This is a genomic window from Streptomyces sp. WAC 01529 (genome assembly GCF_003945545.1).
Taxonomy (GTDB): Bacteria; Actinomycetota; Actinomycetes; order Streptomycetales; family Streptomycetaceae; genus Streptomyces; species Streptomyces anatolicus.
Window position 1 is genome coordinate 3,032,267 of record NZ_CP029617.1, and the last position, 21,531, is coordinate 3,053,797.

Consider the following 21,531-nt stretch of genomic DNA (forward strand, 5'->3'; position numbering starts at 1 on the left):
GGCACTCAGTGCCCGGAGGTCGCCTTGAGCCCGACGACGGCGACCAGCAGCAGGCAGACGAAGAAGATCCGCGCGGCGGTGACCGGCTCCCCCAGCACCACCATGCCGAGCACCGCCGCGCCGGCGGCGCCGATGCCGACCCACACGCCGTAGGCCGTACCGATGGGCAGCGACTTGGCGGCGTACGACAGAAGCACCATGCTCGCGACGATGCCCGCGCCCGTGAACACGCTGGGCCACAGCCGCGTGAACCCCTCGGTGTACTTCATCCCGATCGACCAGCCCACTTCGAGCAGACCGGCGACTATCAGCAGAACCCAGGCCATGACGGCACCTCCGACGAGTGGAACGCTCAGCGCGTTACCTGATGGGGTGCGTCGTCTTTGCGGAAACCCGGTACGGCGCGTCTCGTCGGGGTCGTTCCACGGTAGCAAACAGGCCGGCGAGGCCGCTTCCTACAGGTACAGGCCCGTCTTCCTACAGGTACAGGCCCGTCGAGTCCTCGGAGCCCTCGAACCGGTCCGCGGCCACGGCGTGCAGATCGCGCTCGCGCATCAGGACGTACGCCACGCCCCTGACCTCGACCTCGGCGCGGTCCTCCGGGTCGTACAGGACACGGTCACCCGGCTCGACCGTACGTACGTTCTGCCCGACCGCGACCACCTCGGCCCAGGCGAGCCGACGGCCCACGGCCGCGGTCGCGGGGATCAGGATGCCGCCGCCGGAGCGGCGCTCGCCCTCGCTGGTGTCCTGCCGCACGAGCACACGGTCGTGCAGCATCCGGATGGGCAGCTTGTCGTCGTGGGTGGTCTTCTCGCTCACGCCACCGAACCTACCTGCCCCGGCGCCCTCCGCGGCCCCCCGGGTCAGCTGTCGCGGCGCCGCGCGCCCATCACGAGCAGGCCGACGACGCCGACGGCCACCAGGGCCACCGGGACGATCCGCTCGATGCGGGGCGAACCGTCCTCACCGACGAAACGGCTCCGCACGTCCGAGACGAATCGGTTCGCCCCGACGTACGCCCGCCCCACCGTGTGGTCCACGCTGGAGACGACCTTCGCCTTCGCGTCACCGACGATCGTCTTCGGGTGGACACGCACCCCGATCTCGTCGAGCGTCTCGGCCAGCTGGTCGCGCCGGCGCTTGATGTCCGCCTCGATCTGCGCAGGGGTCCTGGCATCCGACACCGCGCTGCCTCCGTGGTCGTATCGACTGTCTGTACATGAACTGTGACCACAGTCTGTCAGCTTCACGCCCGCCGCACCCCACGGCACCCCTATTACGCCCCCCATTACGCTCGACCCCGTCACCACACCTTTCGCGAAACACCCCGTTTTGAACGCACCCCCGCGAGGAGACCGAGAATGAGCGAGCGACTGCAGCCGGGCGACACCGCCCCCGCCTTCACCCTGCCCGACGCCGACGGCAACGACGTCTCGCTGGCCGACCACAAGGGCCGCAAGGTCATCGTCTACTTCTACCCGGCCGCCCTGACCCCCGGCTGCACCAAGCAGGCCTGCGACTTCACCGACAACCTCGACGTGCTCGCGGCGGCCGATTACGACGTCATCGGCGTGTCGCCGGACAAGCCGGAGAAGCTGGCGAAGTTCCGCGAGCAGGAGAGCCTGAAGGTCACGCTGGTCGGCGACCCCGCCAAGGAGACCCTGGCGGCGTACGGCGCCTTCGGCGAGAAGAAGCTGTACGGCAAGACGGTGACCGGCGTCATCCGCTCGACCGTCGTCGTCGACGAGGAGGGCAAGGTCGAGCACGCCTTCTACAACGTGAAGGCGACCGGCCACGTCGCGAAGATCATCAGGGACCTGGGCGTCTGACGGACGGCTCCCCGGGGGCTTACCCCCTTCCTCACTGTGACAAAGCCCCCCTCCCAGGGGGCTTTCGTTTGCGTCGGCGATGTTCGAGCAAGTGACCCCAGGGGGGAAAGCGGGGGAGCACGTCCGAAGAACGAAAGGAACCACTCCATGGCGGCCCACGAAGAGATAGAGGCCGATGCCGACGCGGTCAAACGCCACCGCACGCTGTACCGGGCCGCCAACCGGCGCAAGAACCCGCCGCTGCGCCGCACCGACATCACGGTCACGGACGAGGCCGCGGTCAAGCGGGCGGTCAAAGCGGCGTCGCTCGGCAACGCCATGGAGTGGTTCGACTTCGGCATCTACAGCTATCTGGCCGTCACCATCGGCCATGTCTTCTTCCCGTCCGGGAACGAGACGGCCCAGCTGATCTCCTCCTTCGCCACCTTCGCGGTCTCCTTCCTGGTCCGCCCCGTCGGCGGCATGGTCTTCGGGCCCATGGGCGACAAGATCGGCCGCAAGAAGGTCCTCGCGCTGACGATGATCATGATGGCGATCGGCACGCTCGCCATCGGCCTGATCCCGTCCTACGCCACGATCGGCTTCTGGGCCCCGGTCCTGCTGATCTTCTTCCGTCTGGTGCAGGGCTTCTCGACGGGCGGTGAGTACGGCGGCGCGTCCACCTTCATCGCCGAGTACGCCCCCGACAAGCGGCGCGGCTACTTCGGCAGCTTCCTGGAGATCGGCACGCTCGCCGGTTACACGGGCGCGGCGGGCCTGGTCCTCATCCTGAACACCGCCCTCGGCTCGGACGCCATGGAGTCCTGGGGCTGGCGGATCCCGTTCCTCGTCGCGGGCCCGCTCGGCCTCGTGGGCCTCTACCTCCGGCTCAAGCTCGACGAGACCCCCGCCTTCCAGAAGATGGAGGACGCCTCCTTCCACTCGGCGTCCGAGGGCGCGTCCACCGTGGAGACCACGGCCAAGGGCGACCTGGCGAAGATCTTCCGCCGGCACTGGCCCACGCTGATCCTCTGCGTCGCCCTGGTCGGCGCGTACAACATCACCGACTACATGCTGCTGTCGTACATGCCGACGTACCTCTCCGACGAACTCGGCTACGACGACTCGCACGGTCTGCTGATCCTCATCGGCACGATGATCGTGCTGATGCTGATCATGAACCGGGTGGGCAGGCTCTCCGACCGCTTCGGGCGCAAGCCGCTGCTGATGGCGGGAATGCTGGGCTTCCTCTTCCTCTCCCTCCCGGCCTTCCTCCTGATCAAGCAGGGCAGCCTCTTCGCGGTCTCCGCGGGGATGCTCCTGCTCGGCCTCTCCCTGGTCTGCCTCCTCGGCACGATGTCGGCGACGCTCCCGGCCCTCTTCCCCACCTCGGTCCGCTACGGCTCCCTCTCCGTCGGCTACAACCTCTCCGCCTCCCTCTTCGGCGGCACGGCCCCCCTGGTGATCACGTCCCTGATCAGCGTCACGGGCACGGACATGGTCCCGGCGTACTACTCGATGGCGGCGGCGCTGGTCGGCATCATCGCGGTGGCCTGCATGAAGGAGACGGCCCAGCAGCCGCTGTCGGGCTCGCCGCCGTCGGTGGAGACGAAGGAGGAGGCGGCGGAACTGGTGGAGGCCCAGTCCCCGACCCCCCGCTTCTGACCCTCCCCCGCACCACGGCCCGACCCGCTTGTGCAAGTGGGGCGGGCCGTTCCGCATATCGGGCGTGACTGTCCGATTAGCGGTTCGTTACTCCGTACGGGCTACGAAGGCGTGGCCGGGACGGAGGGGATGAGATGTCGGTCAGTCCGCACACCAGAGAACGTCTGGAGGAGGCCGCTCGCTCGTCACAGACGCTGTCCGAGGCGCTGGGGAAATTGGGAGTGGACCCGAAAAGCCCGACGCGGCGCTACATCCGTGAGCGGATGCGGAGGCTGGAGGTGGACACGTCGCACTTCCAGCGGGAGGGAACTCGGTGGACCAAGGAGCTTCTGATACCAGCGGTGGCCGCGTCGAGCAGCGTGAACGGTGTGCTGCGGTACCTGGGAATTGAGGTCGTGGGCGGTCATCACACACACATCAGCCGACGCATCAAGGCCTACGGAATCGATACATCGCACTTTCAGCGGCCGTCTCGGCTCGGCATTGCAAAGGAATGCCGCACACCTGACCAGCTCCTGGTCGAACAAGGCCCGACAGGCGCGCGGCGCATCCAGAGCGACCGACTCAGACGGGCCATGGCCGAACTCGGCGTTGCCGAGCGGTGCGCGATGTGCGGAACGGAACCGCTGTGGCGAGGGCGCCCCCTGCCACTGGAGGTCGACCACATCGACGGCAACTGGCGCAACAACAGAATCCAGAACCTACGACTCCTGTGCCCCAACTGCCATTCGGCCACGGACAACTACCGTGGTCGCGGCAAGAGGCGCCACTCATGAGCGAGCCCGTCCGGTACACGCGGGAGCTGCTGACCCCGGCTGCGAAGAACTGCTCAAGTGTGGAGGAGGTCATGGCGTTCGTAGGGGTACGTCCATACCGGAGCCTGCGCCGCCACTTGTTCAAACGGTTCGACGACTACGGGATCGATGTCTCCCATATGCCCCGTCGACTGCGGGGCGGGCCATATCCCAAACCCGCAGCCGATGAACTCCGGCGGGCGGTTGCCCAGAGCTCGTCAATTGCACAGACCCTGCGCGCTCTAGGAAAACCGGACACCAGCCAACTGCGCGCCCTGCTGTCTCAGTGGGTTGAGGAGGATGGCCTCGACACGTCCCACTTCCTTGGCCAGGCCCACCAGCGAGGGAGGCCGGGCCCGACGCCCGTGAAGACAGCGGCGGATGTACTTGTCAGGCACAGCGGGTCACACCGCACCAGAACTGCCCTGCTGCGCAGAGCCCTGCGCGAGACCGGCGTACCCGAGTCATGTGACGAGTGCGGAACCCCGCCCGAATGGAACGGGCGGCCCATGACGTTGGAGGTCGACCACGTCAACGGTGATTGGAGCGATGACCGACGCGAGAATCTGCGGCTCCTATGCCCTAACTGCCACGCAGTAACGGCCACCTGGTGCCGAGGCGGCCGAAAATCCGGACAAAGCAGCGGCTCGTAGCACCAGGCGCATTTCACCTCAGCCACCGGCCGGATATCATGGCTGGCAGCTGGCGGTCGTTGCTGAATTGGTATAAGCGCGACACTTAGGATGTCGTGGGAGAAATCCCATGTGGGTTCGAGTCCCACCGGCCGCACGCAACCGAAGGGGCGTCCCGCTCACCAGCGGGACACCCCTTCACCATGCCTCAGCCCAACAACTCCCGCACCACCGGCACCAACCCCCGGAACGCCTCCCCGCGATGGCTGATCGCGTTCTTCTCTTCCGCCGTCAGTTCCGCGCACGTACGCGTCTCGCCCTCCGGCTGGAGGATCGGGTCGTAGCCGAAGCCTCCGGAGCCGGAAGGGGTCGTTCGCAGGGTGCCTCGCAAGCGGCCCTCGACCACTCGTTCCGTGCCGTCGGGCAGGGCAAGGGCCGCCGCGCAGGCGAAGTGGGCCGAGCGGTGTTCCGGGGCGATGTCGGACAGCTGGGCCAGGAGCAGCGCGAGGTTCGCGGCGTCGTCGCCGTGGCGGCCCGACCAGCGGGCGGAGAAGATGCCGGGGGCGCCGCCGAGGACGTCGACGCACAGGCCCGAGTCGTCGGCGACGGCGGGCAGGCCGGTGGCCCGGGCGAGGGCGTGTGCCTTGAGCAGGGCGTTCTCGGCGAAGGTGACGCCGGTTTCCTTGACGTCGGGGATCTCGGGGTAGGCGTCCGCGCCGACGAGGTCGTGGGTGAGGCCTGCGTCGGCGAGGATCGCCCTCAGTTCCGTGATCTTGCCGGCGTTACGGGTGGCGAGGATGAGGCGGGTCATGCCCCCAGTATCCAAGGACCCAGTGTCCAAGGAGATGTCCAGGGGGCACGACGGGTCCCTACGGTGTGCAGACCTTGGTCAGTTCGCCCGCCGCGTCGGTGACCGGACTGACGTCGGGCGTGCTGTCGCCGCTCTTGATGGCCTCGCGGACGTTCTCGACGGCCTTGCCGAGGTCGTCGACGGCCTTGTTCACGTCGGTGTCGTCGGTCTTGTCGCTGATCTTGTCGAGGTTCTTGTTGATGTCGTCGAGTGCCCGGTCGGCCTCGGCGGGGTTGTCACCGGCCTTCTCGGCGGCCTGCTGCAGGTCGGTGACGCTGTCGGCGATCGTGTCCGCGGTCTGGACGCAGTCCAGGGCCTTCGAGACGGCGTCACAGCCGACGAGGCCGACGCCTGCCGGTACGACGATCAGGGCTGTGACGACAGCGGTGGCGATACGACGGTGGCGCGCGGCCATGGTTCGGTCCCTCCCCGGGTGCGTACGGGCGCCCGGCATTGCCCGCGCGCCCGTACTCCTAACAACGCCCGGCAGGGGGTTGTTGGTTGCCTTACGTGATGTACGTGATGTAGCCGACGTACCTGGTGTGCTTGACCTGCGCCGCTACGTCGCCGCGCCGTACGTCACTGGCGCGTCGCCGCCAGCGCCTCGCGCTGGAAGTTGGCGAGGTCCTCGCAGCCGCCGAGGGCGAGGTCGAGGAGCGCGTTCAGCTCCTTGCGGTCGAAGGGCTCGGCCTCGGCGGTGCCCTGGACCTCGACGAAGCGGCCGTCGCCGGTGCAGACGACGTTCATGTCGGTGTCGGCCTTCACGTCCTCCTCGTAGCAGAGGTCGAGGAGGGGTACGCCGCCGACGATGCCGACGGAGACCGCGGAGACGGTGTCGGTGAGGGGCTTGCGGCCGGCCTTGATGAGCTTCTTGCCCTGCGCCCAGGCGACGGCGTCGGCCAGCGCCACATACGCGCCGGTGATCGCGGCGGTGCGGGTGCCGCCGTCGGCCTGGAGGACGTCGCAGTCCAGGACGATGGTGTTCTCGCCGAGCGACTTGTAGTCGATGACGGCGCGCAGCGAGCGGCCGATGAGGCGGCTGATCTCGTGGGTGCGGCCACCGATCTTGCCGCGTACGGCCTCGCGGTCGCCGCGGGTGTTGGTGGAGCGGGGCAGCATCGAGTACTCGGCGGTGACCCAGCCCTCACCGCTGCCCTTGCGCCAGCGCGGGACGCCTTCGGTGACGGAGGCGGTGCAGAAGACCTTGGTGTCGCCGAAGGAGATGAGGACGGAGCCCTCGGCGTGCTTGCTCCAGCCGCGCTCGATGGTGATGGGGCGGAGCTGTTCGGGCGTGCGGCCGTCGATACGGGGCGAGGGCGTAGACATGGGCCGAGCCTATCGGCACATGGGTGAGGGTCCTCCCCCGATCGAGGAAGGACCCTCACCCGTGAGCCCGTGAGCCCGTGAGCCCGCGCGCCCAGCCCGCGCGCCCCGCGAGCCGTGAGTTCAGGAACTCACATCATGTCTTCGATGTCCGCGGCGATCGGGTCGGCGTCCGTGCCGATGACGACCTGGATCGCGGTGCCCATCTTGACGACACCGTGGGCGCCGGCGGCCTTCAGCGCGGCGTCGTCGACGAGGCCGGGGTCGCGGACCTCGGTGCGGAGGCGGGTGATGCAGCCCTCGACCTCTTCGATGTTGTCGATGCCGCCGAGCCCGGCGACGATCTTCTCAGCCTTGCTGGCCATGTGTTTCTCCCTGGTTCCAAAGGACGCGGCCTCAGCACGCCGTAGGTCCGCTGTGTCACGTTAACGCACGGTTGGACCATCTTCGCGGGCGGTGTCCGCACACGTACCCAATGATGACGATCAAGGTGTCGCCCCGCGCCGAGTCACGCCGAGGCGGCGCGTCCAGCCGCTCTCAACTGGTCTACACCAGTTTTCAACGACCGCCAAACCTGGCTTGTTCCGGGAGGACGCCGATGAGTTCCGACGCCGCCGCGGTGCCGCGGAAGAAGTGGTGGAACGGCCTGTTCCAGGGCCTCCAGAAGATGGGCCGCAGCCTCCAGCTGCCCATCGCGGTGCTGCCCGCCGCCGGCATCCTCAACCGCCTCGGCCAGCCGGACGTCTTCGGCGCCGACGGGCTCGGCTGGACGAGCGTGGCCAAGGTCTTCGCGGCGGCGGGCGGCTCCCTGCTCGACTCCTCGCTCGGCCTGCCGCTGCTGTTCTGCGTCGGTGTCGCGATCGGCATGGCGAAGAAGGCGGACGGCTCGACGGCGCTCGCGGCGGTCGCCGGTTTCCTCGTCTACTACGCGGTGCTCCGCGCCTTCCCCGAGGACTGCCCGGCCGATACGACGTTCGGCGCGGCCGGGATGTGGAGCGGGGTCTGCGTCGCGGAGGACGGGACGGTCGCGCAGGCCGCGTACCAGAATCCGGGGGTGTTCGGCGGCATCGTGATGGGTCTGCTCGCCGCGTGGTTCTGGCAGCGCTACCACCGCGTGAAGCTGGTCGACTGGCTGGGCTTCTTCAACGGCCGCCGTCTGGTACCGATCATCATGGCCTTCGTGGGGCTGATCTTCGCGGGTCTGTGCGTGTGGATCTGGCCGCCGGTCGGTGACGCGCTGACCAGCTTCTCGAAGTGGCTGGTGGATCTGGGCTGGCTGGGCTCGGGCATCTTCGGCGTCGCCAACCGCGCGCTGCTCACGGTGGGGCTGCACCAGTTCCTCAATACGTTCGTGTGGTTCCAGTTCGGCGACTACACCAAGCCGGACGGCACGATGGTGCACGGCGACATCAACCGGTTCCTCGCGGGCGACCCGTCGGCGGGCCAGTTCACCTCGGGCTTCTTCCCGATCATGATGTTCGCGCTGCCCGCGGCGGCCCTCGCGATCACGCACTGCGCGCGGCCGGAGCGGCGCAAGGTGGTCGGCGGCATGATGCTGTCGGTCGGCCTGACGTCGTTCGTCACGGGCATCACCGAGCCGATCGAGTACTCGTTCCTCTTCATCGCGCCACTGCTCTACGCGCTGCACGCGGTGCTCACCGGTGTCTCGATGGCGGTGACGTGGGCGCTGGGCGTGAAGGACGGCTTCAGCTTCTCCGCGGGGCTGATCGACTACGTCATCAACTGGAGTCTGGCGACCAAGCCGTGGCTGATCATCCTGATCGGTCTCGGCTTCGGCGTCGTGTACTACTTCGTATTCCGCTTCGTCATCACGAAGTTCGATCTGGCGACTCCGGGACGTGAACCAGAGGAGGAGGCGGAGGCCCTGGACCGGGAGCAGACCAAGGCCTGACGCGCTCCGGCCGAGCGGCTTCCCGGCGCTCCGCAAGGCCCTCGGACCTCTGGTCCGGGGGCCTTTGGACTGCCATATCCGTATATGGCCGAGCCCACAGGAATCGCGGGTTCCTTACGTCACCTTCACCGTGCTACAACAGGTCTACACCACTTAATGGTGTAGACCACGCGGCCTTCTCGCCGCGTCCCCCGGAGACGCCGCCGTCCCCCACTTAACTGTCCCCAGGCGGCGCCTTGCCCACTGGAGGAAGTTGTGTCCACGGCCAGTGCCGCCCCCGCGGCAAAGAAGAAGGGCTCCGGCGCGATGGCTGTCATGCAGCGCATCGGCCGCAGCCTCATGCTGCCGGTCGCCGTGCTGCCCGCCGCAGCCCTCCTGGTCCGTTTCGGCCAGGACGACATGCTGGGCCGGGAGTCCTTCCCGACCTTCGTCAACAAGCTCGCGAGCTACATGGCGGCGGGCGGTGGCGCGCTGCTCGACAACATGGCGCTGCTGTTCTGCGTCGGCATCGCGATCGGCTTCGCCAAGAAGTCGGACGGTTCGACGGCCCTCGCGGCCGTCACCGGCTACCTGGTCTTCCAGAAGGTGCTCGCCACCTTCACGGACAAGAACCTGCCCAAGGTCGCCTCCGTCGTCGACGGCAAGATCGTGATGAACGAGGCGCCGGTCAACGCCGGTGTGCTCGGCGGCGTCGTGATGGGCATCATCGTCGCCCTGCTCTACCAGAAGTTCTACCGGACCAAGCTCCCCGACTGGGCGGGCTTCTTCGGCGGCCGCCGCCTGGTGCCGATCCTGTCGGCCTTCGCGGGCCTGGTCGCGGGCATCGTCTTCGGTCTGATCTGGCCGGTCCTCGGCACCGGTCTGCACAACTTCAGTGAGTGGCTCGTCGGTTCGGGCGCCGTCGGCGCCGGTGTCTTCGGTGTCGCCAACCGCGCGCTGATCCCGATCGGCATGCACCACCTGCTGAACTCCTTCCCGTGGTTCCAGGCGGGCACGTACAACGACGGCGGCACGGACTACCACGGCGACATCGCCCGCTTCCTGCACGGCGACCCCAGCGCGGGCCAGTTCATGACCGGCTTCTTCCCGATCATGATGTTCGCCCTCCCGGCGGCCTGCCTCGCGATCGTGCACTGCGCCCGTCCCGAGCGCCGCAAGGTCGTCGGCGGCATGATGTTCTCGCTCGCGGCCACCGCGTTCGTCACCGGTGTGACCGAGCCGATCGAGTTCACCTTCATGTTCATCGCGCCGGTCCTGTACGCGATCCACGCGGTGCTCACCGGTGTCTCCATGGCGCTGACCTGGGCGCTCGGCATGAAGGACGGCTTCGGCTTCTCGGCCGGCGCGGTCGACTTCTTCCTGAACCTCGGCATCGCGAAGAACCCGTGGGGCCTGGCCCTCGTCGGCCTCTGCTTCGCGGCGGTCTACTACGTGGTCTTCCGCTTCGCGATCACCAAGTTCAACCTGCCGACGCCGGGCCGTGAGTCCGACGAGGAGCTGGCCGAACTGCAGAAGGCCGAGGCGAAGTAGCCTCCGGCTCAGCCGAACGGAGAAGGGCCCGGGCGTTGGTCACCAACGCCCGGGCCTTTCCGTTGCTCCGGCGGCCTCAGATCTCGTACGTCGCGCCGGGCGCCGCCAGCTCGGCCGGGCCGTCGTACACGGCGCGGGCGTCCGCGAGGTTCACCTGGGGGTCGGTCCACGGCGGGATGTGGGTGAGCAGCAACCTTCCTGCACCGGCGCGCCGGGCGCACTCGCCCGCCTCGCGGCCGTTCAGGTGCAGGTCGGGGATGTTCTCCTTGCCGTGCGTGAACGCCGCCTCGCACAGGAACAGATCGGTGCCGAAGGCGAGTCCGTCCAGGCTCTCGCAGCTGCCGGTGTCGCCGGAGTACGTGAGGGACCTGCCCCCGTGCTCGACGCGGATGGCGTACGCCTCGACGGGGTGGCTCACCCGCTCGGTGCGCACCGAGAACGGGCCGATGTCGAAGGCGGCCGGCTTGACCGTGTGGAAGTCGAAGACCTCGCTCATCGAGGAGGCCGAGGGCGTGTCCGCGTACGCGGTCGTCAGGCGCTGCTCGGTGCCCTCGGGGCCGTAGACCGGGATGGGGGCGCAGCGGCCGCCGTCGTGCCGGTAGTAGCGCGCGACGAAGTACGCGCACATGTCGATGCAGTGGTCCGCGTGCAGATGGCTGAGGAAGATCGCGTCGAGGTCGTACAGACCGATGTGGCGCTGGAGCTCGCCGAGGGCGCCGTTGCCCATGTCGAGCAGCAACCGGAAGCCGTCGGCCTCTACGAGGTAGCTCGAGCAGGCCGACTCCGCGGACGGAAACGACCCCGAGCAGCCGACGACGGTGAGCTTCATGAAGCTGGAACCTCCGCGCTGGCGAAAGAGCTGGGGGGTGGGTGTGCGGTCCGTCGAGCGTAAGGCGCGAAACGGCGGGTCGCTCCTCCGTCGCGGGCCGTTGTGGGGGAACTCACCTGCGGTGTCACCGGTTCGGGGGGCGCGTGGGGCGGGTGGTGGAGTGGCGGGCGTGACGGCGCGTGCGCCGGTACCGTCGTGGTTATGGACACGTCCTGGTGGCTCGCGCTCGCCGCCCTCGTGGTGCTCGCACTGGTCGTCGCGCTGGTGGACGGCTGGGGCCGCGGGCCCCGGCAGCGGACCACCCGCCCGCCGGGCCGGGCGCGGCCGCCGCGAGGCCCCCGGCGGCGGCTTCCCGCGCCGCGCCCCGCGGAGATCTGGTGGGCGCGGGTGCCCTACGAGGACGGGCCCGGCGGGAAGGACAGGCCGTGCCTGGTCCTGTCGGTGCGCGGGGAGCGGGCTCGGGTCGCGAAGATCACCAGCAGGTACCACGAGGAGCGGGCGGGCGTGATCCCGCTGCCGCCGGGCTCGGTGGGCGACGCGGAGGGCCGGCCGAGCTTCCTGGAGACGGACGAACTGCGGGACGTACCGCTGTGGGAGTTCCGGCGCAGGGCCGGGGTGGTGGATCCGGTGTTGTGGGACCAGGTGAAGTACCTGGCCGGTTAGCCGGTCACCCGGTCACCCGAAAACGCCGGACGGGCAGGAGATTTCCAGCCTGTCCGGCGTTTGAGGACGAACTCGGCGGAGCCGGTGATAGACGGCGCCCCCGGCCGGCTAGGCCCAGAGCTGGCCCTGGAGCGTTTCGATGGCCGCCTCGGTCGTCGCCGCGGTGTAGACCCCGGTCGACAGGTACTTCCAGCCGCCGTCGGCGACGACGAAGACGATGTCGGCGGCCTCGCCCGCCGCCACCGCCTTCTTGCCGACGCCGATCGCCGCGTGCAGCGCGGCCCCCGTGGAGACGCCCGCGAAGATGCCCTCCTGCTGGAGGAGTTCCCGGGTGCGGGTCACCGCGTCGGCCGAGCCGACGGAGAAGCGGGTGGTGAGGACGGAGGCGTCGTACAGCTCGGGGACGAAGCCCTCGTCGAGGTTGCGCAGGCCGTAGACGAGGTCGTCATAGCGCGGCTCGGCGGCGACGATCTTGATGTCCGGCTTCTGTTCGCGCAGGTAGCGGCCGACGCCCATGAGCGTACCCGTCGTGCCGAGGCCCGCCACGAAATGGGTGATGGAGGGCAGGTCGGCGTAGACCTCGGGGCCCGTGGTCGCGTAGTGGGCGCCCGCGTTGTCGGGGTTGCCGTACTGGTAGAGCATCACCCAGTCCGGGTGCTCGGCCGCCAGCTCCTTGGCGACGCGGACCGCGGTGTTGGACCCCCCGGCCGCCGGGGAGGAGATGATCTCGGCGCCCCACATGGCGAGCAGGTCGCGCCGCTCCTGGGAGGTGTTCTCCGGCATGACGCACACGATGCGGTAGCCCTTGAGCTTGGCCGCCATGGCGAGCGAGATGCCGGTGTTGCCGGAGGTCGGCTCCAGGATCGTGCAGCCGGGCGTCAACCGGCCGTCCTTCTCGGCCTGTTCGACCATGTGCAGCGCGGGCCGGTCCTTGATGGAACCGGTCGGGTTGCGGTCCTCCAGCTTGGCCCAGATGCGGACGTCGGCCGAGGGGGACAGGCGCGGCAGGCGGACGAGCGGCGTGTTGCCGACCGCGGCGAGCGGGGAGTCGTAGCGAGGCATCCGGGATCGGGCCTAGACCATGCCGCCGGCGACGGCCGGCAGGATCGTGACGCTGTCGCCGTCGGCGAGCTTGGTGGAGATGCCGTCGAGGAAGCGGACGTCCTCGTCGTTGAGGTACACGTTCACGAAGCGGCGCAGCTTGCCGTCGTTGGCCGGGTCGACGAGCCGCTCGGCGATGCCCGCGTGCCGCGAGTCGAGGTCGGTGAAGAGTTCGGCGATGGTGTCACCGCTGCCCTGGACGGCCTTCTCGCCGTCGGTGTAGGTGCGGAGGATGGTCGGGATGCGGACCTCGATGGCCATGGCTGAGGGCTCCTGTCGGGAGAGTTCAGGTGAGTGGGCGCGCGGCGGCCCGGTCGTGCGGTGTGCGCGTCGTGCGGTGTGCGCGGTCGTACGTGGATGAGGCGCCGCGGCCCTTTTCTCGGCCGTACGGCGGCAGGGGTCAGCGCGAACAGATGGCGCTGCTGAGCCTGCACAGGTCGACGTGCAGACGCGCCACGAGCAGCATGCCCGGCATCTTGTCGCTCACGTCGTGGGAAACCATGGGCTCATCGTATCGATTCCCGGTCCGGGTCCCGGAATGTGATCTCACATGGTGGATGGTTTCGGTCCATCACCTGGATGCGGGGAGGTAGGTGACGGTCGGCGCGCCCGTCGCCGGGTGCACCGCGACCTCCGCCGTGACGCCGTACACCTCGGCCAGCATCTCGCTGGTCAGGACCTCCTTGGGGGTGCCGGACGCGGCGGGGCGGCCCTCGCGCAGGACGTAGAGGCGGTCGCAGTAGTACGCCGCGAGATTCAGGTCGTGCAGGGCGAGGAGATTGGTGGTGCCGAGGCCGCTGACCAGGGAGAGGATCTCCAGCTGGTAGCGGATGTCGAGGTGGTTGGTCGGCTCGTCGAGGATCAGGACCGTGGACTGCTGCACCAACGCCCGCGCCACCAGGGCGCGTTGGCGTTCGCCGCCGGAGAGCGCGGCGAAGGAGCGGTCGGCCAGGCGCTCCGCGCCGACGCGGCCGAGGGCGCCGCGCACCAGCTCGTCGTCCCGCTCGGTGTCCCCCTCCCAGAAGCGTTTGTGCGGGGAGCGGCCCATCGCGACGATCTGCCGCACGGTGAGGTCGAAGCCCGCCTGGCCGTCCTGCGGGACGGTGGCGATGTGCCGGGAGCGCGCCTTGGCGCCGAGCCCCGCCAGATCGGTCCCGTTCAGCAGGACGCGGCCCTCGGCCGGGGTGAGCGCCCCGTACACGCAGCGCAGCAGGGTCGTCTTGCCGCTGCCGTTGGGGCCGACGACGCCGACCGTCTCGCCCTCGGCGACGGTCAGTGAGACACCGTCGAGGAGGCGCTCTCCGCCCGGGGCCCGGTAGCCGAGGTTCTCCACGCGCAGCGTCACGTGGCCATCCCTTCGTGGCTCTGGCCCCTGCGCAGCAGCCAGAGGAAGAACGGTCCGCCGGTCAGCGCGGTGAGCACGCCGACCGGGATGTCCTGCGGGGCGGCGACCGTGCGGGCGGCGAGGTCGGCGACGACCAGGAACACCGCGCCCATCAGCGCCACCACCGGGAGCAGCGGGCGGTGCGCGGCGCCCACCAGCAGCCGGGCGGCGTGCGGCACCATCAGGCCGACGAAGCCGATGGCGCCGCTGTACGCGACGAGTACGCCGGTCAGGAGCGAGGCGAGGACGAAGACGGCGGCGCGGAAGCGGGCTGTGTCCAGGCCGAGGACGGTGGCGCCCTCCTCGCCGACGAGCAGCAGGTCGAGCGGGCGGGCCAGCGCGATCAGCAGGGCCGTGCCGACGGCAAGGACTACGCAGGGCAGAGCGAGCATGTCCCAGCGCGCGCTGCCGAGGCCGCCGAGCGTCCAGTAGAGGACTTCCTTGAGATGGTCGGCGCTGTCGGCGGTGACCAGGATGAGGCTGGTCAGGGCGGTCAGGATGTACGAGACGGCGACCCCGGCGAGGATCAGGCGGCCGGTGGCGAAGCCCCCGCCGCCGCTTCTGGCCAGGGCGTAGACGAGGGCCAGGGAGACCAGCGCGCCCACGAATGAGGCGGCGGGGATGGTGACGGCGGTGCTGAGGGCGGCGCCCAGGCCGAAGACGCCGCCGAGGACGATCGCCGAGACCGCGCCCACGGAGGCGCCCGAGGAGACGCCCAGGAGGAACGGGTCGGCGAGGGGGTTGCGGACGAGGGCCTGGAGGACGGTGCCGATGACTGCCAGGCCGGCTCCTACGGTGGCGCCCAGGATGACTCTGGGGAGTCTGACGTCCAGGACGATGGTGCGGAACGGGGAGGGTTCCGCGCGGCCTGTGAGGATGTCCAGGACCTGGCTCGGGGGGATCCTGACCGAGCCCAGGGCCAGCCCGGCGAGTATCGCTGCCGCGAGGGCCGCGGTCAGTCCCGTCAGTATCAGGAGGCGGCGCCCCCTGTGGCTCGGTCGATCGCCCTTCGGGCTCGTCCTCAAACGCCGGACGGGCTGAATTTTGCCTCCCCCGGGCTGGATCAGGCGCCGGACGGGCTGGGGGGTGCTCACAGCTGTGCCGCCAGCTTCTTCACCGCCTCCGGGGCTCGTACTCCTGTCACCACGTCCGACAGGGGGAGCACCGCGAACCGCTTGTTCTTGATCGCGGGGACGTCCGCCAGGACCGGGTCGTCGAGGAGGCGGCGCTTCTTCTGGGCGACGGTCGTGGCGCCGTAGTCGAGGATCACGATGACCTCCGGCTTGCGTTCGACGACCTTCTCCCAGGACGCGTCGCCGAAGGACTTGTCCACGTCGGCGAAGACGTTGCGGCCGCCCGCCCGCTCGACGATGTCGTTACCGATGCCCCTGCCGCCCAGCGTGAACGCCGTCTTGTCGCCGCTGTCGTAGACGAAGACGGAGGCAGGCTTCCCGCCCTTCGCCTTCTTCTCGGTGGCGGCCAGCTCCCGCTTCGCGCCGCTCACCCACTTGTCCGCGCGCTCGCGCACCCCGAAGGTCGAGCCGACCTCGCGCACCTCGCGGTAGACGTCGTCCATGGAGACGGCCCGCTTCGCGCACCCCTCGATGTTGAGGCGGCTCTTGATGCCGGACTTGGCGAGCGCGGAGCGGCTGCGGCCGTCGCCCGCCAGGAAGGCGCTGGCGTAGCCGCCGTACACGAAGTCGGGGTTGGCGGCGAGCAGCTTCTCGTAGGAGGGGTACTCCTTGGCGAGGACGGGGACGGACTTGTACGCCTTCTCGTACTTCGGCAGGACCTTGTCGTCGAGGTAGGCGGTCCCGGCGAGGCGGTCCTTGAGGCCGAGTTCCAGCATCACCTCGGTGACGTGCTGGTTCATGGTGACGGCCCGCTTGGGGGGTGCGTCGTACGTCGTGCGCACACCGCAGTTGGTGACGGTGTACGGGAATCCGGCGGACTTGGCGGCGGGCTTGCCGGAGTCGGTGGAACCGGACGAGCCGCATGCGGCGAGCGGGGCGAGCAGGGCCGCGGCGGTGAGTACGCGTAGGGCGCGGGACATGGCTGAACTGCCTCCTTCAGGGGATTTCCGCGTCCCCTGCGATGTGTGGAGAAGGCGGCAGGTCAGTTCCTGACTCCCCCGCCTCCGTGAGGAGGTGGGGTCACAGTGGCGGGACCGTGCCGGGTTCGCACCGGCTTCCTGGCTCCTGCCGCCTCGAAGATGTCGGGGTCAGTATGCCTGTACGACCCGCACCTCTTCCTCGGTGACCTCGCCCTCGACGATCCGGAACGAGCGGAACTGGAAGGGGCCCGCGCCGTCGGTGTCCGCGGTGGAGACCAGGAGGTAGTGGGCGCCGGGCTCGTTGGCGTAGCTGATGTCGGTGCGCGAGGGGTAGGCCTCGGTCGCGGTGTGCGAGTGGTAGATGACCACCGGCTCCTCGTCGCGGTCGTCCATCTCGCGGTAGAGCTTGAGGAGGTCACCCGAGTCGAACTCGTAGAACGTGGGCGAGCGCGCGGCGTTCAGCATCGGGATGAACCGCTCGGGGCGGCCGGTGCCCGCCGGGCCCGCGATCACGCCGCACGCCTCGTCGGGGTGGTCCTGGCGCGCGTGCGCGACGATCTGGTCGTGGAGGGCCTGGGTGATGGTCAGCATGGCAGTCAGGATAAGCAGAGGGCCCGCACCGTACCGAAGTGTGGTACGGGCGGGCCCGAATGCTGGACAGGTGCCCCGAGGGGCGGGTGTCAGTCCTTGGCGACCGGCTCGGTCTCGGAGGCGGCGGCACCGACCTTGCGCTTGTTGAACGCGGCGGCCTGCGGGTTGCGCTTCTTGAGGATCAGGTAGGCACCCGCGAGGATCGCGATCCACACCGGAGCGGCGTACAGCGAGATCCGGTTGTCCTCGTCGATGCCCATCAGCACGATCACCATGCCGATGAACAGCAGCGCGAACCAGCTCGTGTACGGAGCACCCGGCGCCCGGAAGGTGGACTGCGGCAGCTCGCCCCGGTCGGCCTTGCGGCGGTAGCGGATCTGGCAGGCCAGGATCATGATCCAGGCCCACATGCCGGAGATGGTCGCGAAGGAGACGACGTAGGTGAACGCCTTGCCGGGCCACTGGTAGTTGATCCAGACGCCGACCAGCATGCACGCGGCGGAGAACGTGGTGCCGAGCAGCGGCAGGCCGTTCTTCGTGAGCTTGGTGAAGAGCTTCGGGCCCTGGCCGTTGAGGGCCAGGTCGCGCAGCATGCGGCCGGTGGAGTACATGCCGGAGTTGCAGGAGGAGAGCGCGGCGGTGAGGACCACGAAGTTCACGATCGCGGCGCCGACGCCGAGGCCCATCTCCTCGAAGGCCGCGACGAACGGCGAGACTCCGGGCTTGAAGTGCGTCCACGGCACGACCGACAGGATCATGATCAGCGCGCCGACGTAGAAGACGGCGATGCGCCACGGCACGGTGTTGATGGCCTTGGGCAGGACCGTCTTCGGGTCCTTGGACTCGCCCGCGGTGACGCCGACCAGCTCGACGGCGAGGAAGGCGAACATCACGATCTGGAGCGTCATCAGCGTGGAGCCGATGCCGTTGGGGAAGAAGCCGCCCTGGTTCCACAGGTGGGCCACGGTCGCGGTGTCACCGGCGTCGGAGAAGCCGATGGTGAGGATGCCGACGCAGATCAGGATCATGCCGATGATGGCGGTGACCTTGACCATCGAGAACCAGAACTCCAGCTCACCGAAGAGCTTCACGGAGATGAGGTTCGCGCCGTACAGGATGACCGTGAAGACCAGCGCGTACGCCCATTGTGGGAATGAGTTGTGTGTCCAGTACTGCATGTACTGGGCGGCGGCTGTCACTTCCGTGATGCCGGTGACGACCCAGAAGAGCCAGTACGTCCAGCCGGTCACGAACCCGAAGAACGGGCCCATGAATTCGCGCGCGTACTCCGAGAAGGAGCCCGACACGGCGCGGTACATGAGGAGCTCGCCGAGCGCCCGCATGATGAAGAAGATGACGAGGCCCGCGATGGCGTACGCCAGGATGAGGCTGGGGCCGGCCTTGTGAATGGCCTTGCCCGCGCCGAGGAACAGGCCGGTGCCGATGGCACCGCCGATCGCGATCATCTGGATCTGCCGGGCCCCCAGACCGCGCTGGTAGCCCTCGCCCTCGCCGGACGGGCCGCCCGCGGCCTGCACGGCACCATTGCCGTCGTGCCCGTCGTGCTGCTCTTCGACCTGCACTGAGGTCATGGTGACGCCTTTCTCCATGCTGATCCGCGCCCGCGTTTCGCGTTGATGGCTGCGGATCAGGTCCTGATCCCCCCGGATACCTATGGAGTGCTACCGGCGGTCTGCCGGCCCGAGCGCTCTCGGTGACATGGGTGGCGTCACCGAGCGGTCGTGAAGATTTATCACGGTCGCAACAGTGAGAGAATCAGCCATCTGTGACGCAGCCCACAGGGAGAAGCGGACAAAGGTCTCTTCCCGCAGCAAACGTGGGCAATGAAGTGACGGGATCGTTATCCGGATTTGAGCATCCGCTGAGCGAACGGACCGCCACGTGAACGGAAGGTGTCCAGTACAGCAAATCTCGCTGTCATATGCACCGGTTTCCGGCCCCGCTCAGTCCAGCAAGGTCCCGACCAGCGTCTCTTGCAGACCGCCCAGCCAGAGGTAGGCCATCACCATCGGCTTGCGGGGGTCGGAGTCGGGGAGCCGGTAGAGCAGATCGGCGTCGTCCTCGTCGGTGACCTCGAGGCGGGTGCCGATCGCGAGGCGGAGGTCATTGAGCGCCCCGAGCCAGTGCCGGGACTCCTCGACCGACAGTTTCAGGACAGCTCCGCCCTCGCCCGATGACGCCATCGAGTCGAGGGACCGGATCACGACCAGCGCGTCGTCCCGCTTCTTGGCCCGCAGGTCGTTCTCCGTGAAACGGCGGAACTCGGCCGAATACGCCCGCAGTTCGTCGTCCTGCGCGATGTCCCCGGTCTCACTGCCGGGACCGCCGTACGCGTCCGGGAGCAGGCGCTGCATCACCGGGTCGGTGGGCGGCTCGCTGGGGCCCTCGGCGAAGAGTTCCGCGAGGGGGTCGTCGGAGGGCTCACCGCCGGGGCCGGGGCCGATCAGCTCCAGGAGCTGCACGGCGAGGGAGCGGATGATCGAGATCTCGACCTCGTCGAGGGCGACGGCGGCGCCGCCCCCGGGGATCGGTTCGAATTGTCCTGGCATCAGATGCGTCGCTACTTCCGGTCCTGCTGAAGGGTGGCCCACAGCCCGTACCCGTGCATGGCCTGCACGTCGCGCTCCATCTCCTCGCGGGAGCCGGTGGAGACGACCGCGCGGCCCTTCTGGTGCACGTCCATCATCAGCTTGGTGGCCTTCTCCTTCGAGTACCCGAAGTACGACTGGAACACGTACGTCACGTAGCTCATGAGGTTGACCGGGTCGTTGTGCACGAGCGTGATCCAGGGGACGTCCGGCTCGGGGACGACGAGCGCCTCTTCGTCCGAATCCGGGCGGGTGATCTCTGCGGGAGCCGTACTCACGTGCCCCATGCTGCCACCCCCAAGGGGTCCCCGCACAAACGGGCCCACGAAATCGTCAGAGTGACGAGATGCGGGGTAGCATCCTTCGTATGAACACAGCGGACCTTGGCCTGCCGGTGGATGTTCCGTCGACGGCGCTCTTCACGGACCAGTACGAGCTGACGATGCTCCAGGCCGCGCTGAAGGCCGGCACCGGAGGACGCAGGTCCGTCTTCGAGGTCTTCACCCGCAGACTGCCCGAGGGGCGGCGCTACGGCGTCGTGGCGGGCACCGGCCGCGTTCTGGACGCGGTGGAGAACTTCCGCTTCGACGCGGGCGTCCTCGGCTTCCTGCGCGAGCGGAACATCGTCGACGAGGCCACCCTCCAGTGGCTCTCCGGCTACCGCTTCAGCGGCGACATCTGGGGCTACCCCGAGGGCGAGGTCTACTTCCCCGGCTCGCCCATCCTGCGGGTCGAGGGGTCCTTCGCGGAGTGCGTGCTCCTGGAGACCGTGATCCTCTCCATCCTCAACCACGACTCGGCCATCGCGGCCGCCGCCTCCCGGATGTCCTCGGCCGCCGGTGACCGCCCGCTGATCGAGATGGGCGCCCGCCGCACCCACGAGCTGGCCGCCGTCGCCGCCTCCCGCGCCGCGTACGTGGGCGGCTTCGCGACCACCTCGGACCTGGCCGCCGGCTTCCGCTACGGCATCCCGACCGTCGGCACCAGCGCCCACGCCTTCACCCTGCTGCACGACAGCGAACGCGACGCCTTCCGCGCCCAGGTCGACTCGCTCGGCCGCGGCACGACCCTGCTCGTGGACACCTATGACGTGACCGAGGCCGTCCGCATGGCCGTCGAGATCGCCGGGCCCGAGTTGGGCGCCGTGCGCATCGACTCCGGCGACCTGCTCCTCGTCGCCCACCGGGTGCGCCAGCAGCTGGACGAGCTGGGCGCGACGGAGACGAAGATCGTGGTCACGTCCGACCTCGACGAGTACGCCATCGCCTCGCTGCGGGCGGCGCCCGTGGACGCGTACGGCGTGGGCACGCAGCTCGTCACCGGCTCCGGGCACCCCACCTGCTCCATGGTCTACAAGCTGGTGGCCCGCGCCCACTCGGCGGACCCCAAGGCACCCCTGGAGCCGGTGGCGAAGAAGTCGCTGGGCGCGAAGAGCTCGGTGGGCGGACGCAAGTGGGCCGCCCGGCGCACGGACGAGTACGGCGTCGCCGAGGCCGAGGTCGTCGGCACCGGGGCCGTCCCCGCCGACCTCGTCGACCGGCAGCTCCTCGTCGAGCTGGTCAAGGGCGGCCAGGTCGTCGCCCGGGAGCCGCTCGACGCGGTCCGCGACCGGCACGCCGCCGCGCGCGCCGGACTGCCCCTCTCGGCGACGCAGCTGTCGCGGGGCGAGGCGGTCATCCCCACGGAATATCTCTGACGGGCCGGATACCTCCGACGGGCCCGGATAACTCCGACGGGCCCGGGAAGGTGCCCCCTCCCGCAACACGTGTGAAGTCTCTAGGCTC

At 69.0% G+C, this 21,531-nt stretch carries 25 protein-coding genes, 1 tRNA gene, 1 pseudogene and 2 riboswitches; of the genes and pseudogenes, 9 read left to right on the forward strand and 18 right to left on the reverse strand.

Annotated features, from left to right (window positions below):
- Positions 1 to 5 precede the first annotated feature (5 nt).
- From DMA15_RS13585 to DMA15_RS13595, 3 genes are all read right to left on the reverse strand, one after another.
- On the reverse strand, positions 6 to 326 hold the full coding sequence (locus DMA15_RS13585) for a multidrug efflux SMR transporter (RefSeq protein WP_125513021.1): 321 nt from the start codon (positions 324 to 326) through the stop codon (positions 6 to 8).
- A 45-nt stretch (positions 327 to 371) separates the two neighbouring features.
- Positions 372 to 441, reverse strand: a riboswitch (guanidine-III (ykkC-III) riboswitch).
- 36 nt (positions 442 to 477) lie between these two features.
- Positions 478 to 822: a co-chaperone GroES gene (locus tag DMA15_RS13590; protein WP_206302725.1), complete on the reverse strand. Its 345-nt coding sequence runs from the start codon at positions 820 to 822 to the stop codon at positions 478 to 480.
- Positions 823 to 866: 44 nt separating this feature from the next.
- Positions 867 to 1,187: a DUF3618 domain-containing protein gene (locus tag DMA15_RS13595; protein WP_240659782.1), complete on the reverse strand. Its 321-nt coding sequence runs from the start codon at positions 1,185 to 1,187 to the stop codon at positions 867 to 869.
- Between the two features lie 177 nt (positions 1,188 to 1,364).
- Between DMA15_RS13595 and bcp the strand changes: the two genes are divergently transcribed.
- The 5 genes from bcp to DMA15_RS13620 all read left to right on the forward strand — a co-directional run bounded on the left by bcp (position 1,365) and on the right by DMA15_RS13620 (position 5,059).
- Positions 1,365 to 1,832, forward strand: a complete 468-nt coding sequence (gene bcp / locus DMA15_RS13600; RefSeq protein ID WP_125513022.1) for a thioredoxin-dependent thiol peroxidase — start codon at positions 1,365 to 1,367, stop codon at positions 1,830 to 1,832.
- A 147-nt stretch (positions 1,833 to 1,979) separates the two neighbouring features.
- The gene (gene proP / locus DMA15_RS13605; protein ID WP_125513023.1) at positions 1,980 to 3,476 is read left to right on the forward strand and encodes a glycine betaine/L-proline transporter ProP; all 1,497 of its coding nucleotides are present in this window, start codon (positions 1,980 to 1,982) and stop codon (positions 3,474 to 3,476) included.
- A gap of 134 nt (positions 3,477 to 3,610) precedes the next feature.
- Positions 3,611 to 4,252 (forward strand): HNH endonuclease signature motif containing protein, encoded by a 642-nt coding sequence (locus tag DMA15_RS13610; RefSeq protein WP_125513024.1) that lies wholly within the window; start codon positions 3,611 to 3,613, stop codon positions 4,250 to 4,252.
- A 158-nt stretch (positions 4,253 to 4,410) separates the two neighbouring features.
- The gene (locus DMA15_RS13615; RefSeq protein WP_346428945.1) at positions 4,411 to 4,923 is read left to right on the forward strand and encodes an HNH endonuclease signature motif containing protein; all 513 of its coding nucleotides are present in this window, start codon (positions 4,411 to 4,413) and stop codon (positions 4,921 to 4,923) included.
- 52 nt (positions 4,924 to 4,975) lie between these two features.
- Positions 4,976 to 5,059: transfer RNA gene (locus DMA15_RS13620), tRNA-Leu, on the forward strand.
- Positions 5,060 to 5,110: 51 nt separating this feature from the next.
- Here the strand turns inward: DMA15_RS13620 and rdgB are convergent.
- From rdgB to DMA15_RS13640, 4 genes and pseudogenes are all read right to left on the reverse strand, one after another.
- On the reverse strand, positions 5,111 to 5,713 hold the full coding sequence (gene rdgB, locus DMA15_RS13625) for an RdgB/HAM1 family non-canonical purine NTP pyrophosphatase (protein WP_125513026.1): 603 nt from the start codon (positions 5,711 to 5,713) through the stop codon (positions 5,111 to 5,113).
- A gap of 58 nt (positions 5,714 to 5,771) precedes the next feature.
- A complete protein-coding gene (locus DMA15_RS13630) occupies positions 5,772 to 6,167 on the reverse strand; it encodes a hypothetical protein (RefSeq protein ID WP_125513027.1) in 396 nt (131 codons plus the stop codon).
- A 164-nt stretch (positions 6,168 to 6,331) separates the two neighbouring features.
- On the reverse strand, positions 6,332 to 7,078 hold the full coding sequence (gene rph, locus DMA15_RS13635; RefSeq protein ID WP_125513028.1) for a ribonuclease PH: 747 nt from the start codon (positions 7,076 to 7,078) through the stop codon (positions 6,332 to 6,334).
- A gap of 128 nt (positions 7,079 to 7,206) precedes the next feature.
- A pseudogene (locus tag DMA15_RS13640) lies at positions 7,207 to 7,443 on the reverse strand (PTS glucose/sucrose transporter subunit IIB); the annotation flags it as partial.
- Positions 7,444 to 7,673: 230 nt separating this feature from the next.
- On the opposite strand from DMA15_RS13640, the gene DMA15_RS13645 reads away from it, so the two are divergent.
- Positions 7,674 to 8,987, forward strand: a complete 1,314-nt coding sequence (locus DMA15_RS13645; protein ID WP_125513030.1) for a PTS transporter subunit EIIC — start codon at positions 7,674 to 7,676, stop codon at positions 8,985 to 8,987.
- 255 nt (positions 8,988 to 9,242) lie between these two features.
- Positions 9,243 to 10,517 carry a PTS transporter subunit EIIC gene (locus DMA15_RS13650; RefSeq protein ID WP_125513031.1) on the forward strand — a complete coding sequence of 425 codons (1,275 nt, stop codon included), beginning with the start codon at positions 9,243 to 9,245 and terminating at the stop codon, positions 10,515 to 10,517.
- A 76-nt stretch (positions 10,518 to 10,593) separates the two neighbouring features.
- Here DMA15_RS13650 and DMA15_RS13655 read toward each other — a convergent pair whose 3' ends face one another.
- Positions 10,594 to 11,346: an MBL fold metallo-hydrolase gene (locus DMA15_RS13655; RefSeq protein ID WP_125513032.1), complete on the reverse strand. Its 753-nt coding sequence runs from the start codon at positions 11,344 to 11,346 to the stop codon at positions 10,594 to 10,596.
- A gap of 201 nt (positions 11,347 to 11,547) precedes the next feature.
- Between DMA15_RS13655 and DMA15_RS13660 the strand changes: the two genes are divergently transcribed.
- Positions 11,548 to 12,009, forward strand: coding sequence for a type II toxin-antitoxin system PemK/MazF family toxin (locus tag DMA15_RS13660; protein ID WP_125513033.1), 462 nt, complete (start codon positions 11,548 to 11,550; stop codon positions 12,007 to 12,009).
- A gap of 108 nt (positions 12,010 to 12,117) precedes the next feature.
- On the opposite strand, the gene DMA15_RS13665 is transcribed toward DMA15_RS13660, so the two are convergent.
- From DMA15_RS13665 to clpS, 10 genes are all read right to left on the reverse strand, one after another.
- On the reverse strand, positions 12,118 to 13,071 hold the full coding sequence (locus DMA15_RS13665) for a cysteine synthase (protein WP_125513034.1): 954 nt from the start codon (positions 13,069 to 13,071) through the stop codon (positions 12,118 to 12,120).
- Between the two features lie 12 nt (positions 13,072 to 13,083).
- Positions 13,084 to 13,371: a MoaD/ThiS family protein gene (locus tag DMA15_RS13670; RefSeq protein ID WP_125513035.1), complete on the reverse strand. Its 288-nt coding sequence runs from the start codon at positions 13,369 to 13,371 to the stop codon at positions 13,084 to 13,086.
- Positions 13,372 to 13,510: 139 nt separating this feature from the next.
- Complete coding sequence (locus DMA15_RS38130) at positions 13,511 to 13,612, reverse strand: putative leader peptide (RefSeq protein ID WP_320590866.1); 102 nt, start codon at positions 13,610 to 13,612, stop codon at positions 13,511 to 13,513.
- Between the two features lie 69 nt (positions 13,613 to 13,681).
- On the reverse strand, positions 13,682 to 14,455 hold the full coding sequence (locus tag DMA15_RS13680; RefSeq protein WP_125513037.1) for an ABC transporter ATP-binding protein: 774 nt from the start codon (positions 14,453 to 14,455) through the stop codon (positions 13,682 to 13,684).
- On the reverse strand, positions 14,452 to 15,468 hold the full coding sequence (locus DMA15_RS13685; protein WP_125517743.1) for an iron ABC transporter permease: 1,017 nt from the start codon (positions 15,466 to 15,468) through the stop codon (positions 14,452 to 14,454). Before DMA15_RS13685 ends, DMA15_RS13680 begins: the two co-directional genes overlap by 4 nt.
- A 116-nt stretch (positions 15,469 to 15,584) precedes the next feature.
- Entirely contained in the window at positions 15,585 to 16,547 is a 963-nt protein-coding gene (locus tag DMA15_RS13690) for an ABC transporter substrate-binding protein (RefSeq protein WP_125513038.1), read from the reverse strand.
- Between the two features lie 42 nt (positions 16,548 to 16,589).
- Positions 16,590 to 16,752, reverse strand: a riboswitch (cobalamin riboswitch).
- Positions 16,716 to 17,138, reverse strand: a complete 423-nt coding sequence (locus tag DMA15_RS13695) for a M67 family metallopeptidase (protein ID WP_164551757.1) — start codon at positions 17,136 to 17,138, stop codon at positions 16,716 to 16,718. (Overlaps the previous riboswitch by 37 nt.)
- Before the next feature lie 89 nt (positions 17,139 to 17,227).
- A complete protein-coding gene (locus DMA15_RS13700; protein WP_125513039.1) occupies positions 17,228 to 18,730 on the reverse strand; it encodes an amino acid permease in 1,503 nt (500 codons plus the stop codon).
- A gap of 372 nt (positions 18,731 to 19,102) precedes the next feature.
- Positions 19,103 to 19,708 carry a DUF2017 domain-containing protein gene (locus DMA15_RS13705; RefSeq protein ID WP_125513040.1) on the reverse strand — a complete coding sequence of 202 codons (606 nt, stop codon included), beginning with the start codon at positions 19,706 to 19,708 and terminating at the stop codon, positions 19,103 to 19,105.
- A gap of 11 nt (positions 19,709 to 19,719) precedes the next feature.
- The gene (clpS, locus tag DMA15_RS13710) at positions 19,720 to 20,034 is read right to left on the reverse strand and encodes an ATP-dependent Clp protease adapter ClpS (RefSeq protein WP_125513041.1); all 315 of its coding nucleotides are present in this window, start codon (positions 20,032 to 20,034) and stop codon (positions 19,720 to 19,722) included.
- Between the two features lie 80 nt (positions 20,035 to 20,114).
- On the opposite strand from clpS, the gene DMA15_RS13715 reads away from it, so the two are divergent.
- Positions 20,115 to 21,443 carry a nicotinate phosphoribosyltransferase gene (locus DMA15_RS13715; protein ID WP_125513042.1) on the forward strand — a complete coding sequence of 443 codons (1,329 nt, stop codon included), beginning with the start codon at positions 20,115 to 20,117 and terminating at the stop codon, positions 21,441 to 21,443.
- Positions 21,444 to 21,531 lie beyond the last annotated feature (88 nt).